The organism is Okeania hirsuta (assembly GCF_003838195.1).
GTDB classification, from domain to species: Bacteria; Cyanobacteriota; Cyanobacteriia; order Cyanobacteriales; family Microcoleaceae; genus Okeania; species Okeania hirsuta.
The window spans coordinates 1-16,116 of sequence record NZ_RCBY01000001.1 but is presented as its reverse complement, the minus strand read 5'-3'; the positions used below and the strand labels follow the sequence as shown (position 1 = coordinate 16,116).

Annotated in this window: 11 protein-coding genes and 1 pseudogene; 6 read left to right on the top strand and 6 right to left on the bottom strand. The window is 38.4% G+C overall.

Features of this window, described 5'->3' with window-relative positions:
* The first annotated feature begins 11 nt into the window (after positions 1 to 11).
* The 5 genes and pseudogenes from D5R40_RS00055 to D5R40_RS41780 all read left to right on the top strand — a co-directional run bounded on the left by D5R40_RS00055 (position 12) and on the right by D5R40_RS41780 (position 7,313).
* Positions 12 to 2,690, top strand: a complete 2,679-nt coding sequence (locus D5R40_RS00055) for a bifunctional serine/threonine-protein kinase/ABC transporter substrate-binding protein (protein ID WP_124154101.1) — start codon at positions 12 to 14, stop codon at positions 2,688 to 2,690.
* 146 nt (positions 2,691 to 2,836) lie between these two features.
* A pseudogene (locus D5R40_RS00050) lies at positions 2,837 to 3,816 on the top strand (IS5 family transposase).
* A gap of 336 nt (positions 3,817 to 4,152) precedes the next feature.
* Positions 4,153 to 4,371 carry a PEP-CTERM sorting domain-containing protein gene (locus D5R40_RS00045; protein WP_205127578.1) on the top strand — a complete coding sequence of 73 codons (219 nt, stop codon included), beginning with the start codon at positions 4,153 to 4,155 and terminating at the stop codon, positions 4,369 to 4,371.
* A gap of 387 nt (positions 4,372 to 4,758) precedes the next feature.
* Positions 4,759 to 5,289: a hypothetical protein gene (locus D5R40_RS00040; RefSeq protein ID WP_124143235.1), complete on the top strand. Its 531-nt coding sequence runs from the start codon at positions 4,759 to 4,761 to the stop codon at positions 5,287 to 5,289.
* A gap of 920 nt (positions 5,290 to 6,209) precedes the next feature.
* Positions 6,210 to 7,313: a DM13 domain-containing protein gene (locus tag D5R40_RS41780; RefSeq protein ID WP_124143234.1), complete on the top strand. Its 1,104-nt coding sequence runs from the start codon at positions 6,210 to 6,212 to the stop codon at positions 7,311 to 7,313.
* A gap of 181 nt (positions 7,314 to 7,494) precedes the next feature.
* Here D5R40_RS41780 and D5R40_RS00030 read toward each other — a convergent pair whose 3' ends face one another.
* Together D5R40_RS00030 and D5R40_RS00025 are read right to left on the bottom strand one after the other, a co-directional pair.
* On the bottom strand, positions 7,495 to 8,382 hold the full coding sequence (locus D5R40_RS00030) for a GTPase family protein (RefSeq protein ID WP_124143233.1): 888 nt from the start codon (positions 8,380 to 8,382) through the stop codon (positions 7,495 to 7,497).
* Positions 8,383 to 8,392: 10 nt separating this feature from the next.
* Positions 8,393 to 10,195 carry an ammonium transporter gene (locus tag D5R40_RS00025; protein ID WP_124154100.1) on the bottom strand — a complete coding sequence of 601 codons (1,803 nt, stop codon included), beginning with the start codon at positions 10,193 to 10,195 and terminating at the stop codon, positions 8,393 to 8,395.
* 553 nt (positions 10,196 to 10,748) lie between these two features.
* On the opposite strand from D5R40_RS00025, the gene D5R40_RS00020 reads away from it, so the two are divergent.
* The gene (locus tag D5R40_RS00020; protein WP_124154099.1) at positions 10,749 to 12,758 is read left to right on the top strand and encodes an FAD-dependent oxidoreductase; all 2,010 of its coding nucleotides are present in this window, start codon (positions 10,749 to 10,751) and stop codon (positions 12,756 to 12,758) included.
* A gap of 894 nt (positions 12,759 to 13,652) precedes the next feature.
* Here the strand turns inward: D5R40_RS00020 and D5R40_RS00015 are convergent.
* From D5R40_RS00015 to D5R40_RS00005, 4 genes are all read right to left on the bottom strand, one after another.
* Positions 13,653 to 14,138 (bottom strand): phenylacetate--CoA ligase family protein, encoded by a 486-nt coding sequence (locus D5R40_RS00015; protein ID WP_124154098.1) that lies wholly within the window; start codon positions 14,136 to 14,138, stop codon positions 13,653 to 13,655.
* A gap of 114 nt (positions 14,139 to 14,252) precedes the next feature.
* Positions 14,253 to 15,014, bottom strand: coding sequence for a phenylacetate--CoA ligase family protein (locus tag D5R40_RS00010; protein WP_124154097.1), 762 nt, complete (start codon positions 15,012 to 15,014; stop codon positions 14,253 to 14,255).
* A 61-nt stretch (positions 15,015 to 15,075) separates the two neighbouring features.
* A complete protein-coding gene (locus D5R40_RS34240) occupies positions 15,076 to 15,234 on the bottom strand; it encodes a hypothetical protein (protein ID WP_161564891.1) in 159 nt (52 codons plus the stop codon).
* A gap of 6 nt (positions 15,235 to 15,240) precedes the next feature.
* Entirely contained in the window at positions 15,241 to 15,831 is a 591-nt protein-coding gene (locus D5R40_RS00005; protein ID WP_161564890.1) for a class I SAM-dependent methyltransferase, read from the bottom strand.
* Positions 15,832 to 16,116: the final 285 nt, after the last annotated feature.

Genomic DNA, 16,116 nt, shown 5'->3' with positions numbered 1-16,116 from the left:
CTTGTAGGAAGATGATTAATCCTGGACAAATATTACAACAGCACTATCGAGCGATTCAACTTATTGGAGACTGTGGTTTTGGTCAAACTTGGGAAGTTGATGATGGTGGTACGATAAAAATTATGAAAATATTGCAAGTGCCAAGGGAAATAGAAGACGAAGAAATAGAACAAGTAATTTCTTTGTTTGAGCAAGAAGCAAAAGTTTTAACATATTTACATGAACCTGGATTACCAAAAGTTGAACCAGAAGGATACTTTATCTGGTCAGAAGCGGGAGATGAACCATTACACTGTCTGGTAATGGAAAAAATTGAGGGTATAAATTTATCTGACTGGTTACAACAAATTCATCATAATCAACCCATAGAAGAAGAGCAAGCGATCGCCTGGGTCACACAATTAGTAGAAATCATTGCTAAACTTCATCAGCATCATTGCATCCATCGGGATCTTAAACCAACAAATATCATGTTGCGTAGCTTCCCAGCACAAAACTCCAATCATAATGGAGCCAAACAACCCTCTGGATCTTATGAAAATTTGCCTAAACAAGAAGCTAGTCAACAAACAGATGGAAAAGCTAGCAGAGCAAATAATTTATCTTCCATTTCACTTACCGAAGAAAATGTTGCACAGCTAGGAAATGATCCAGAACAAACCAGAGAAACATTAGACCACAAACAGGAGGTTGAAAATGAAAAAAATCACACTGACCATCAACAAGATTCCCAAAAGCAGAAATGGGGTCAACTAGCATTAATTGACTTTGGTGCGACTAGGCAAGTTACAGAAACATATTTAAGGCAATTTGAAGGCAAAGATGTGACTGGGATGATTTCTCAAGGTTACACATCCCCAGAACAGTATGAAGGGAAAATCACACGACAGTCGGATGTATTTGCCATTGCTCGAACTATAGTTTATTTAGTCACAGCACAAGATCCTACTAATTTGCCTACCGATCCTCAGAGTGGTAGATTAATGTGGCGACACCATGCTACTCAAATCTCAAAAACATTAGCAGACTTAATTGATGAGATGATGGCAAATTTACCTCAGTGTCGCCCCCAAACAACCGAAGACATTTTGGAACGTCTTGCTAACTACAACCAGCAAGTACAAGCAGAAATTGAACCTACCCAGAGCAAACAACCCGCTCCCGCAAAGAAAAACTATTTATCTGACTTTCCATTGCAGCAAAAAATACAGAACTTCAAGAGTAAATATCAAGAAACCACACCCAAAGTCAATAAATGGTTAGGCAATATTTCCCTTTTCACACTAGGAGCGATCGCTGTCTTAATTGCTATTTTACCAGAAGCACCAACAACTTGTCCTTTAAAACTGGATGATAATTTGAGTTGTGGGGAAGAAATTCTGATTCCAGGTTCCGCACCCAAAGAAAAAGAAGAGGGAGTTAAAGCTTTTGCTGATGGTGATTATTTGCAAGCAGTCAAACTTTTAGAAACAGCTAGAAAAAAATACTTTAACGATCTAGAAATCCTGATTTATCTGAATAATGCCAGACTAGCTGCTAGCAATACTGACGCTTATACTATAGCCATAGTAGCACCAATGACAGGTGAGTCACAAGCTCTCAACTATAGTTTAGAAAAATTACGGGGAGTTGCTCAAGCTCAGAATGCCATAAACCTGAGCGATAATTTGATTGGAGGCAAGGGTTTAACTGTAATTATTGTTGATGATGGCAACTCTCCAGAGCAAGCAGTAAAAATAGCAAATAATCTGGTTTTAACAGGTCAAGTTTTGGCAGTAATTGGTCATACTTTTAGTGAAATCACGATGGAAGTAGCTCCAATTTATGAAAAGAATAAACTGGTTTTAATTTCTCCCACTGCTAGTGCTTCTAAATTATCAAATCGCAATGATTTTTTCTTTAGGATGATACCATCTGATGCCACAATGGCTCAAGCAATGGCAAGTTACTTAATTAATAAATCTACTGATCAACAGCAAATAGTAGCTCTGTTTGATAATCCTAATGATATTTACAGTGAATCTCTCAAAAATAAATTTATGGTTAGTTTGAGTGCTGGTGGTGGCAAAATAGTTAAAGATATGAATGACAGTTTTGATTTATCAAGGACTTCTTTTAATGCCAGTGCTGCGAACAATAGAGTAGAAAAACAAAAAGCTACTGCAATTGTATTACTGCCAGATATTTCCACTTTAGCGAAGGCAATAGAGGTAATCAAAGCAAATTGGCAGCTCAATTTACCGATAATTACTGGAGAAAACCTCTATAGTAACTATACTCTCAAGTTTGGTGCTCAAGAAGCAGAGAAAAATGTTGTAGTAGCTACACCGTGGCACAGCTTGAATAGCCCCGATCCAGATTTTCCACTGCAAGCAAAAAACATTTGGGGAGGAACTGTTAGTTGGCGTACGGCTTTTGCTTATGATGCAGCTAGAGCCTTGATTACAGCATTAGAATCACTTCCAGAACGTCAAGAGTTAAATCGCATCGCCCTGCAACAAATTTTAGCAAGTGAAAATTTTAGTTCTGAGGGTGCTACAGGAGAAATAACTTTTTTACCAAGTGGCGATCGCCAGGAATCAAGAATTATTTTTACTAGAGTCGTGAAATCTAGTTGTTCGCCATTAGGCTATACATTTCTGCCCCTAGATTATCCTGTCAGCAAGTTTAGTATTTTGGAATGTGATTGATTCGTTATTTAGAGGAGATAAGGGTTAGGTAGTGACTATTCAACAATTAATAATTAATAATTAATAATGGCTTTGTTGCACAAAAGATGAACATAGAGTATAGATATGGTTATGGTTATGGTACAAAAAATCTGCACCGACTAGATATGAGTAAGTCCAAGTCCAAATCCCAATACAGAGTAAGTAACTGGTCAGCAATACGATGCTTCCTTGAAACAAAGGGGGAGTCTAACATTTTGGCTGAGTAATCAAATGATAGAGCAGTGGCTGACAACAGAGAAAACTGGACGTCGGGGGGCATCTCATACCTATAGTCAGGTTGCTATGGAATTAATGGCAACTCTTGCTACTCTGTTGAGCTTGGTAGGACGACAAACCGAGGGATTTTTGGAATCTATATTTACCTGAATGGGGTTAGAGCTACCAGTACCAGATCACAGTACCTTGTCCCGTCGCCTGAGTAAATTGAATATTGAGATACCAGTAGTCCCAGCCCGTCGCCCAAGAGGCCATGCATCTAGTCGTAGACTCTACAGGGGTGAAAGTGTATGGAGAAGGGGAATGGAAAACAAGAGTTCATGGTGTAAGTAAACCTGTACAATTGCGTAAGTTACATCTAGGTGTCAATGAAGCAACTGGGGAAATTGTTAGTGCTGTGGTAACAACTAACAATGTTAGTGACGATCAAGTGTTTTGCTACTGATTGGAGGGAGTAGAGGGTGAGATTGGGCAAGTATCTGGTGATGGAGCCTATGATCAACGCAAGTGCTACGAGGCAGCCAGTAAAAGGGGAGCTAAACCAACCATACCACCGCGTCAAAATGCAGTCATCTGGCAGCATGGCAAATGTAAAGCTCCGGCTGATCCCAGGAACTCAAATCTCAGAGAGACTCGTAGAGTGGGACGTCAAAAATGGAAACGAGAGAGTGGATACCATCGGCGCTCCTGATCCGTTTGCGTAGCATTCCGTAGGAAAACAACAATGTTGAGGCTCAAAGTGATATTCGGAGGCAAGTTGCGACGACGAAAATTTGAGACTCAAGCAGTGGAGTTATTTATACAGTGCGCTATCCTTAACCACATGATTCAACTTGGGTTACCTGAAAGCTACAAAGTAGAAATTTAGTTGATGGAATTTTCGGGGGAGCCGTCGCGAATGCAACTTTCATGCAACAAAGCCATTAATAATTAATTATTACCTCTCCTTGAAAGCTGATAACGGTTTGCATGCTGGTGAAAAATACGAAAACTCTGTCTGGGATTTTTACTTCGGAGAAGAACTAGGACAAGTTAGGAGTTTAGAAGTTAACTTTAACGGTATAATACCATTTCTCCATGAAGTTGCACTTACAGCGCTTTTCAAATTGATGAACCACATCTTCACAAACAAAACTTTGTAGGGACATTCCATGGAAAGTTCCTACTGTGGTCTACCCAAATGAAAACCGCTGTAATATTAAAGATGAGAATAGTCAGTGCAATAAGGTCCGATCGACAATTATTAAGCGCAGCTTTACAAAGAATTGGTATAAATGGTGCCATCTCTGAACTAACATACAAAAAAATGTACAGTGATTTCCTTTCAGATCCAAAAGTGCGTGTACCAGATCCTAATAGCATTGCAGCTTTAGCATTCATTGGTGGTGGAATGTTCCTTTCCCGTCGTCGCCAGTCTCGCTAAGAAATTAAATTATAATTGCATCTACTATAAATTTTAATATTGGATACAAATAAATAAAAATTCTATAACTGGGTTTCTCCTAAAAACGAAACAGGAGAATCTCAGATTTTTTTTGTTATCAAGATATATAGTAGGGAATAGGGAACAAAGGCCACTTGCATCTGACCAATGCGGAATTGCAGCACTATTTCCTATAGTACCAATGAGCAAAAACTTTGCTATACTTAGTTTTCTATTTCCCCATCAGGCTAAAATATCAGGAGGATAAGTTTAGCATTACTTTTGTAAATTGCTACAATCACAGTGGGTTGAAAATTCTTCGATCAAAAAATTGATATAATAACCAAGATTAATTTTAAATATATCAAAAACTAATTAACAGGGATTGTGACTTCAGAAAACCTAACATTATTTGAAACTGAATATAAAGCTGGCAAATATGCCTTTGAGCGAGGTCAATACCGTAATTCAGTGCAACATTTAGAAACTGCTAAAGACAATATTGAGCTTAATTCAAGATTTGGGGGAGAGGTACAAATCTGGTTAGTGACAGCATATCAAGCGGCTGGCCAAATTCAAGAAGCAACTGCCCTTTGTAAACAACTAACTCGTCATCCTCGTTTAGAAACCCGCCAACAAGCAAAACGTATATTAGCCATTCTCGAAGCACCTGTACTGAGAACCAGGCAAGAATGGATGACTAAAATTCCTGACTTGGGGGCAATATGTGAAAGTGATGCTAAAGATCGTCGAGGTAGCACTATGGTTTCCCAAGTGAAATCACGGCCACCGAAGCCAAAAACTCTGAAGTTAGAAGTTGTCGATCCTAGTCAAGTTAACACAAAAGATAATCAATTTGTTTGGGTGGCGTTAGTACTAATAATTCTGACTGTTAGTGGGTTAGTTTGGTTTAGTTGATTTTTATCAGGACTTACGCACGCATACGAATTATACACTATTTGTAGGGGGTTAACGGCCGTTAACCCCTACTATATTTGGTTGTTATGCGTGATATTATGTCCGGTAGCATCGGCATTGTATAGCAAAGGTAGGCAACAGCTCCGGAAGGCAACAGGCAACAGACAGGAAGGCAATTGAGCAAGAAAAAAACTTAAATTTCCTGTAGATATCCACGCTAACTTTTACACAAACGATACCAACGGACATGATATGAGTGAGTCCTCAGAAGTATTTTCCCACCAACTTTTCAGAGAATGACTTTTTGGAGGTGAATATCGTCCGTTTATATCAAATCCGGTAGCATTGGTATAACTAGATTAGTTAATTAGGAGTCAGGAGGGAATAAAATGTAGAAATATTTGCGATCTGGCTGACAATGAAACATTTTTTTATACCGAACCCGGGCGTATTTGATCTCAAAGTCTACAGTTTTAATTATCTCCTGGTTGATGGCTTTCTCAAACTGAATAGCACTTTCATTACCCTCATTTTGCAATAGTGAGCTAATGAATTACACCAACTATCTTTTTTAATAGATTAATCTAAAGAACTCGATCTATTACAGTAAATTGAAAAGCTCTATTCAGAGAATTATTTGTTTCATTCTTGCTGAAATTAAAGCAATATTTTGCATTTTTATTGACCACATAATTTACTCTTTTTATAGAAATGATCATCTCTAATTATCAGTTATGAGAATGCTTCAGTAACAATAGAGTTTTAATACCAGGATATAGATTTTAAGACCTTTCAACTATTCTCAATCTTGCCAAATTCCCCTAACACCTAATTTTTAGAAAATTTTCAGCAAAAAATAATTTAACCGACACTCAACCTGCTTAAATATAATATGTAAAGTTATATCTGAGAGGTAAATTATGAATGCAAAGGATATTGCGGGATTGATACATCCAGCATTGGCAGTTGTGGTGGTTTTCCCAATCATTGGTATAGTTCTCAACTTGGCTTGGCAGACTCGTCAACGAAGGCTACAAACTGCGGATAAAAGTAAAAGTAAAATTCCTCCAGTGGTAGGACCGGAACATAGAAAAATAGGTAATTTGTTGACGGGTTCCGTTGTGGGAATAACTTTAGTCGCTATTGCTTACTCAATATATTTTAAGGGTATTTTTAAAGATTTTAAAAGTGAAAATATGACCCTAGCAATATTAATAGTAACCATCTTTATGACTACGGTTGCTTCTCTAATATTTCTTTATCAAGCTAAAACTAAATTATGGCGAGGAGTATTTGCGACCTTAACCGGAGCAGGTATCGTAATTTTAGGTTTTCAAGATGGTGTTTTCCGACGCGACTATGAGTGGGCAGTTTCTCATTTTTATTATGGTATAATAGCTTCAATATTGATGATTTTTTCTTTGACTATTGTGCCGGAAATATATAAAGATAGGACTCACAAATGGCGCAAAATTCATACTGCTTTAAACTGTTTGGCGATTCTAGTATTTTTAGGGCAAGGAATAACAGGAAGTCGGGATTTGTTAGAAATTTCTCTAAGTTGGCAAGAAAAATATTTATATAAATGTGATTGGGAAAAACAAGTTTGTCCAGATGCACAATCACAAATTTTATCACCAGAAATAATTGTTGCTTCTATTTCTAATTATCCAACTTTAGCTCAGACAAATACTGTTTTAGCTTCTGGAGAATTTGTAACTATTACTCCGGGGGAAGATACCGAAGGTACAGCAGAAATTATTCAAGCAGGTAATAAAACTCAAGTTCGGTTAGCGGAAAACTTTTCTGCCATTGAAGGTCCGGCAGTAAAATTGTTATTACATAAAGAAAATCGTCCGGAAAGTTATACCACAGAAAATTATGTGCGTTTGGGAGATTTAAAAAGTTTTACAGGAGAACAAGTTTATGACATTCCAGAAGGAATAAATTGGCAAGATTATCCAAATGTTGTGGTCTGGTGTGAAAAATTTGATGTCACTTTTGGATCAGCAAAACTTAAGTGATATTAAATCTGGTTGAACAACCTCACTTCAATTTAGTAGTAGGGGTATTTTCCTGCGGAATGCTACGCAAATATGTCGCGGAGGAAACGGCCGTTTGCTGGCGCACAACTATCATTAACAACCATAAAAGGATGCTAAACCCTTTAGGACTATAGAGCAAAACTACGAGCAATTATAACTGTTATACTGAATATGAGTTACTATTTACCGTTGCACTTATGCGACAACTATTAAGAAAACGATCGAGATTATAAACTTTGGCAATAGATGCTAGTAAAGTTGGCTGAGTTGCAATAATACTCAGTGGAGTAGAACCTGGAATAGGAATAAAAGCTGAACCAAAACATACCCCAGCTGCTGTAGCAACAAGAGAGTATGCTACTGTCCTTTTTAGTTTGACATTAACTGCCTGAGCTGTTATAAATGCTTGCGAATATGATTCAGGAATGGCTTTTATAGACGCTTCTGTTAATTCTTTTAGACCTGAAACTGTCTTGCCTGCAATAGGATCGGCAGAAACTTCCATAATTTTGAGTTGAGTATTTGCTCTCTGTTCAATTTCAGCTAAGGAGTCACTCAGCCTTTTTTTTAGTTCAGAAAGCTCTTTTGGTTTAGCAATATCACACTGACTTAACACTATGATTACAGGAATTTTTAAGCTAAGTGCTGTTTCAATCACTTTTAGATCGAAATGTTCAATCCTAGTTAATCCTGCATGAATGAGGTACCAAACAAGGTGAATACTGTCATCTACAGATTGGGTATTGGAAAGAGATTTTTCCCCAAGGAATCCTAAAGTCTCTTGTAAAAAATCATCTGTTTTGCTAACTTCATAACCAGCAGAATCATAGAGTATGATTGGAATATCTGGATTATATGGGTTTGGATATTTGTTATAACGTTTTGTTACTGGCAACCCAACATCTACTCTGATTTCATTATCATCTAGCCCAAAAATAGCTTTAATTAGACTACTCTTTCCTGCACCAGTTCTACCAATTAGAGCAATACTTGGTGGTTTGAGTCTTTCTTCTATTTTCTTCAGTTCTCGATCTATTTCGTTGTTCATGTCTAAACTCCTATCTATTTCTACCCTTCAAAGCCCTAATTTCTTGTTTTAATTTAGATATTTCATTTGACATATATGTCAACTTTTCTACTGATTCTTGAGTAAGCTCATTATGTGTATTAGCTATCGTTCTAATATGCCATAACTGCTTAATAACTTCGTTCATTTTTTGATTAAAGAAATTTTCTCTATTTCTTCTAAGTTGGAAACGATATTGCTCAACCTCTTGAATTGCATTCTTAAAGTTTTCAACTAAATTTTCATCATTAATCTTGATAACATCACCATAAAGCTTAAAATACCTTTCAACAAGTGATGAAGCTTCCCCAAGCCATGACTCTAAAGCTACATCAAAAGGTTGACGATTAGCTCTTATTCTGGTACTCGCTTCGTCTGGAAGATTTCTTGCCTTAGCAGCATTTTTATATGTAAAATGGCTCCTCCCATATTCTCTGGAAGGATAGATTTCCCCTTCAATAAATTCATTCTCTTTCTCTTTCTGAATATACTGAATGAATAAGGCATCAATCCTTTCTTGAAATAGCCGAGGAGTTTCTAGAGGACCAGGAATATCATAAGCTGTCTCCTGATGATTTGCTAAATCTAAACCCCTATCTATTTCAGAGTTTTCACTGCGAAGACGATTAAGAATACCAAGCATTGCGAAAAGACCTTCATCTTGATTTTTTGGTAATCTTGATTTCCGATTAGATGCAACCATCCCGTGCAAAGCCAACAAAAACATTATGAAACAAAGGAAAACCAAGATGGGAGCTAGCACAGAAATTCCAATTTGAGTTCTTCCATGTGGCTCATTCTCAAAAAGCCTAATTATTCCTACCGCGGAACCTCCTACTACACCACAAACCAAGTGAACAATCACGGCACCAACCGGATCATCCATTACCTCCCATGAAAATTCATCCTCAATAATAAATTTTGAATATAAGAAAACTAGCCAACCACAAACACCGCCCACAAAAAATGGATACCAAATCATTGCTACATCTGGTGCAGCTGTAATTCCGACTAATCCACCCAGTAAGCCATTTATTGCGATCGTTAGCCTCGGAATATTGTTGAACCAACTCAGAAAGATCGTCACCATCATACTGACAGTCGCTGCCAAGGTTGTATTAATGGCAACCAGAGCAATTTCATTTAAACCTTCTGGCGTCCCAACAGATTCTACACTGCCCATATTAAACCCATACCATCCGATGAGCAGTAAAAATACACCTGTTGTCGCTAGAGGAATATTATGAGCTGGTAGTCGTCTTTCTCTTACAGGTCGAGACCCTATAAGTAAAGTAGCTGCTAAGGCTGTAGCTCCACCAGTTGCATGTACTACGACTGAACCAGCGTAATCTTTAAATACTTCATCGAAAACTTCCCACAATAGGAAACCTGAGAGGGGATATATAATGCCAGAAATGAAGCTACTCATTATTAAGTAATCAGACAACTTCATCCTACCAGCGATCGCTCCTGAACATATAGTTGCAGCGGTTGCAGCAAAAGCTCCCTGGTAAATAAAATCTACTAAGTGCTTTGCATTCTCAATATTTCCTGGTTCTGATACTATAATATTGAAGGGATGTAAGGAATTATCAAAACCCTTCAATATCCAGTAACCAAAAAAGAAAAAAGCGATAAAGCTAACGCCAAAGTCAGCAAAATTTTTGAATATGATTGAGACTGTGTGCTTGGAAGGAAGCAACCCTGCTTCTAAAAGAGCAAAACCTAGCTGCATTAAAATGACTAGGATTGCACAAAATATAGTAAAGACAATATCTATTGGAGCAGTTTGCATAAAATTCTGTGTGATTATGTAGATATAGACGAAAAATCACTATTTTTACTTATTTGGTAGTGAGTTAATGCACCACTGTTATATTGAATCTAGTAGGAAAGATTTGAGTAGTTCCCACTCGCGATCGCGTAGCATCCTATAGGGAATTGCTTAGACCCCTAGCATAAGATTTTCGGGACATTGATTTTTTTATCATTTTCTTTGTGGGTTTAATACCCCACCGTCTACACGGTGTTCAAAATTACTTGGGGTTAGAATCCCCATGTAATTTTCCTCCTGTCTCCTGTCTCCTGTCTCCTGTCTCCTTCTTCAATTCCCTACGTTAGATACTTTATTTATGGCCATATTTACCTTTTTTTGACAAACAGTCTCTTACTCTATTATTTTTTATTTTTTAAATGTATAGTATTTATGATAGCCTCCAAAAATAAAAATCGTCAACCATAGACTAATTACTCAACTGGTGGTCATATAAATCTATTGGACTCGAAATCAAGTTTGTTCAAATTAATCTAAAATTTGAGTATTTGATTACTAACAGTTCACCTAAATTATGCTCAAAAAAACCAAACCAATAATTAGTCTAATTCTCAGCTTATTTTCCCTAACTCCAACTATTGCCCCCGCGTTAGCAGCGCCACCCCGCACCCCAGACCAAGAAGAAACCTGCGAAATACTCATCATCGGTGGCGGTTTGTCAGGAGCAGCAACTGCCTACGAATCATTATTAGCAGGACGCACCGTTTGTGTCACCGAAATTACCGACTGGGTAGGTGGTCAAATTTCCTCCCAAGGTACATCCGCTCTCGACGAACGCGGTACTCAACGCAGTCTCCTATTTTATCCCCGTGGTTACTTAGAATTACGGGAACGCATTGAGGAAAAATACGGTAGATTAAATCCCGGTCGTTGTTGGGTCAGCGTCTCCTGTTTTATGCCCTACGATGGTCACGGTATTCTATTTCAGATGTTGCAAGATGCTGCCAAAAAAGGTGGAGGAACATTCAAATGGTTTCCCAATACTGTTGTGAAAGAGTTAGACATTTCCAATAATCAAATCAATAGAGCGATCGCTATCCAACATCAACCAGCAGCAGGCACCCCACCCATCAACACCGAACCCCTGTCTCAAGTTATCGAAGATGCTTACCGTTACGAAAACTCAGTGCGTTTCGACAAAACCATAATTCAATTTATACCCCAACCTTCCCCAGAAAAAACAGGCGGTGCAGACTGGTACGTTGTCGAAGCTACGGAAACCGGAGAAATTATTGCTCTAGCAGATGTTCCCTATCGTCTCGGTATTGATCCACAAACCTATCTTGACCCCTCATCCCCCGTTGACACTAGAGACTCCTACTGCACCCAAGGTTTTACCTACACCTTCGCCATGGAAGCAACCGAAACACCTCAAACCCATGTGGAACCACCCTTTTATTCTCAGTATGCACCCTACTATAGTTATGAATTATCAAGATTAGCTAGTTTCCCCCTAGTTTTCACCTATCGTCAAATTTGGTCAGTGAAACCAGACGCACCGCAACCAGGAGATTACAAAAAACGAACAATTTTTCCCGGCGATATTTCCATGCAAAATTGGACTTGGGGTAATGACTACCGTCCTGGCAACCGCGACGACAATTTGATTTACAGTCGAGGGCAACTACAAGCTACAGGTCAACTGCAACCGGGGGGTTGGATGGGTGGTTTGCGTGCCGAAACCCTCCGTCGAGGTGAGGAAAATGCTCTCGGTTATTTTTATTGGTTAGTTGAGGGTACTACTGACTCTCAGTTAGGGGAAGGGGTGAAGCAAAAATATCCAAACCATCGTTTATTGACTGGATTTGACGCGCCGATGGGAACAGCTCATGGGTTGTCAAAATATCCTTATATGCGGGAGGGGCGACGCATTATTGGTCGTGTTGGGAAAACTCGCCCCAGGGGTTTTACAGTAGCAGAGGTTGATATTGCTAAAAAGAATTTTCGGGATAATTTTTATCTACAAAATTTACCGTCAGATATGTTGCATTATTTGTGGGGAAGTGTTGCTGCTTTTGTACCTGAAAATTCACAAATTAATTCAATGAAAGAAATGCCTCAACGAGCAAGAGCAACTGTTTTTCCTGATAGTGTAGGAATTGGTCATTATGCCATAGATTTTCATCCCTGCATGACAAAAAGTCCGGCAGAAGCACCTGGTAATTCTGAACGAGCAGGTATTAGGAGGGGTCAAGGTTCTGCTTATCCTTTTCAAATTCCTTTACGGGCAATGATCCCTCAGCAAATTGATAATTTGTTGGTAGCGGGGAAGACTATTGCTACAAGTTATATTGCTGCTGCTGCTTATCGGGTTCATTCTTTTGAATGGTCTGCTGGTGCTGCTGCTGGTACAACAATTGATTTTGCTTTGGAGCGAGGTATTTTTCCTGATGAATTGATTGATGATATGCCTTCTAAGGAATGGGAATTGGAGGTTTTACAAGGTCGCTTACAAGAAAATGGTAATCCCACAGCTTTTCCTGAAACTTCTATTTTTAATAATACTTGGGATGAATGGAAATAGTATTGTTGCTTAGTTGAGATGAATGGCGTTGGTGAAGCGCGTGTATGATATTAATTTGGTGGTGGTGCATAGTAATGGTAGAGAGAGTGTGGGGAGATGGGGGGATGGGGAGATGGGGAGTATGGGAGAAATTAAAAAATATATATCTTCACCAAAACCCATACAGGACTACCATTATCATTTTCTTTGTGGGTTTAATACCCCACCGTCTACAGGGTGTTCAAAATTACTTGGGGGAGCGAATCCATAAGTAATTTTCCTCCTGTCTCCTGTCTCCTGTCTCCTGTCTCCTTCTTCAAAGCGCTGTGCGCAGGCAACAGCTCATCTGGCAACAGCTCATCTGGGGGAATAAAAAACCGATAATATCAGGCTTTTAGCTATTGGACAGTTACTGTAATTTGTAAATATGCCAGCGCACATTGCTATAATTTTAATTATATCAAATCCGTTTAATTGGGCATAAAAAAAATCTTCAATCGTCATAACTACCCTCATCTTTGTAATTCTTTCTCCTCCTGACTCCTGACTTCCCCTCCCAGGAGGGGAAGTCAGGAGGACCTCCTCAGGAGGGAATAAAGAATCAGAAACAGGATGTAGAAGGAGAAAGTTTTTTGGTCGCGTAAAGGTCACGGAGTTCTATAGAACTTTCATCAGGACATGATATCATACCTCAAATCACCAACGCCAGATGAATAAAGTGCAGGTAGTTTTTCTTTGGCAATTTTAGGACTTACCCATGATATTAAGTCCGGTTAAACAGTTATAGAATGGTTACAGCACTTTTTAGGAAGCGTGAAGTACAGCTTATTAATTCTCTGTTGCCTGTTGCCAGATGAGCTGTTGCCTGATGTCTAATCATCCTGTATGCAACAAAGCCTCGATCATCACCTAAAATCAAACCACTACTTCTGAAATAAAATCTTCATATTTACCGTTAGCAGCTCTAGGAATTTCATCAACATACAAAAGCTTGACTTGGAATTGATTTTTTAAATCTGCGCAAATGTGTTGATGGAGAATTGCTTCCTCATTCTCAGTTATTGCTCTGGAAAGCACCATCCGAACTTCAATAACTTCCACACTTCTCTGTATAACCTGAATCTGGAGAATAGGACCTAATTTAGCCCAATTACTGAGTATATATGAAGGCCAAATAAGATCCCCCGATGGCAAAACCAGTAGATTACGGCTTCGTCCTAATATTCGTCGCAACACTGGTAGTTTTCGGCCACAGGAACAATATTCACCCACTTCTGCATAATCTCCAATTTCGTAGCGAATAAAGGGCATGGCATAGTTATGAAGATCTGTTAGTACTACCCGCCCAATTTGACCAGGAGCACAAGGTTGGTCATTTTCGTCTAAAATTTCTACGATCACGCTTTCAGACTGAATATGATAGTGTTCGTGTTTGGGACACTGCAGAGCAATCAGACCAATTTCCTGACAGCTATAGATATCAACAACGCAGATGTTCCAGACAGCTTGACAAACCTAACGTATTTCCGGGGTCACAACTTCTCCAAATGTGCTGAGAGCTTGAAGATTTGGTATTTTTATTCCTTTCTTCTTGGCTTGTTTTGCTAAAGCGAGAATATTAGAAGGGTAAGTTAGTATATGCTCGGGATTTTCCTTTTCTAACCAAGCTAACTGTTCTGCAATTGTTTTACCACTATCCAATTCTACGAGCGCACCACTGGGAAAAGCATCAGCCCAAATTTTCTTACCCTCTTGTTTTTGCTTGGACTGTCGTAATTTAGAGCGAGGCACTCGAATAGCTGCCACTTTTGCCGAAAAGTTACGCTGATGCCATAGATGACTGCGAAGATTTAATGCTCGGTAAAAAATTCCTTTTGTTTTGGTTGTTTGAAAAGTAATTGGTCGCCCTGTAGAGCCAGAAGTTTGACTTTCTGAAGTAGGCAAATGTTCTTTGGGTAAGGCAGTGCTAATCATCTCCTTGCTTTGCTGTTGAATATCCTGACGAGTCAGAATCGGAATCTGCTGTAGGTCACTATAGTTGAGGAAGCGATCGCGTACTTCGAGTAAAACACCCAGTCGTTGACGATAGAAGGGAACAGTGTGATCAGCATGGGCAAGGAGTGCTGTGAGTTGGAACATCTGCCACTTTTGGATTTCTTCAGGAGACCACCATTGAGTTTGTTCTAACTGATATTGCAAGGCCAAAAGCAAGGAATTGTTAGGGTTTGGTAAGGCTGGCCAAATAACTCCTTTGATCGCAGAAATAGGAATTGGCATATTTAATTAAAGAATTGTTGGTTTTGTTTTATTAGTTTTTATTAATCTAGCAGGGAGAGCATTAAATTCCTGATTTGAGAGCTTGGAAAAATTCTAATTCCCAACACAGATAATAGTGATTCTCTTCAATGCGATAGCTCAGATATTGTTCAATTCCCTCTAAAATTTTGGAGTTGTCAGTTTTGTCAATACCAAACAGTAACTTACAGAAGTTCACCATATCTTCTCAGCTATCAAACTGCCAATCAAAGGAAATTGCTTGATGAACAAGCACTTGAAAACCTACTGTTTCTAACTGATTGGCAGTATTTTTGTCCCAAAATGCACCCTGATGCCCCATAGAGTTGTATCGATCAACAAAGATATTTAAAAAGTCAGCTACTTTCGATCCTTTCCTGACATCTGCCAGACAACAAATTCCTCCTTGAGCAAGTAAACGGTAAGCCTCTTGATAAAAACCAAACTTATCATCTACATGATGTAAAGCAGCTAAACTAATCACCCGATCGATACTTTCTGAAAGCAAAGGAATGTGACTAATATTTTCACAAACTAGAGCAATGTTGTGGTCTTTCTTTTGAGAACATTCAATAAATTTTTCTGAAGTTTCTATTGAAATTAACTTGGCACATCGAGGTATAAAATTACTCAGATAGCAACCCCCTGAAGGCACATCACAAATTACGTTGTCATCTTTAATTTTAGCTAGCTTTAACACTTGATTAAATTCTTCAGCTCTAGCCAAAGGATAGGTCATCATGGCTTGATGATACGAAAGTCCTCTTTGATTGAAAATATCTTTATAACTATCAAACATCGTTAGCAAACTCCAAGAATTATGCTCTAGTATTTACTAATATTAAATCCTGATTATACCCCACTTATTTTAGTGATTTTTTATAATAAAAGCATTCTTAAGTACAACCTATGCATTACTAATTATTATGCTATATAGATAAGTTGGTTTTATTATCCGTAAAATAGTGATGAAAATTTAATAAGTTAAAAATAAGATATAAAACTTTATTTTGGCCTCATTTTTATATCTTTATCATTTTCTTTGTGGGTTTAATACCCCACCGTCTACACGGTGTTCAAAATT

Coding starts and splice junctions, on each gene's coding strand:
- D5R40_RS00055 (WP_124154101.1), top strand. CDS start 12: ATGATTAATCCTGGACAAATATTACAACAGCACTATCGAGCGATTCAA.
- D5R40_RS00045 (WP_205127578.1), top strand. CDS start 4,153: ATGAGAATAGTCAGTGCAATAAGGTCCGATCGACAATTATTAAGCGCA.
- D5R40_RS41780 (WP_124143234.1), top strand. CDS start 6,210: ATGAATGCAAAGGATATTGCGGGATTGATACATCCAGCATTGGCAGTT.
- D5R40_RS00030 (WP_124143233.1), bottom strand. CDS start 8,382: ATGAACAACGAAATAGATCGAGAACTGAAGAAAATAGAAGAAAGACTC.
- D5R40_RS00025 (WP_124154100.1), bottom strand. CDS start 10,195: ATGCAAACTGCTCCAATAGATATTGTCTTTACTATATTTTGTGCAATC.
- D5R40_RS00020 (WP_124154099.1), top strand. CDS start 10,749: ATGCTCAAAAAAACCAAACCAATAATTAGTCTAATTCTCAGCTTATTT.
- D5R40_RS00010 (WP_124154097.1), bottom strand. CDS start 15,014: ATGCCAATTCCTATTTCTGCGATCAAAGGAGTTATTTGGCCAGCCTTA.
- D5R40_RS34240 (WP_161564891.1), bottom strand. CDS start 15,234: ATGGTGAACTTCTGTAAGTTACTGTTTGGTATTGACAAAACTGACAAC.
- D5R40_RS00005 (WP_161564890.1), bottom strand. CDS start 15,831: ATGTTTGATAGTTATAAAGATATTTTCAATCAAAGAGGACTTTCGTAT.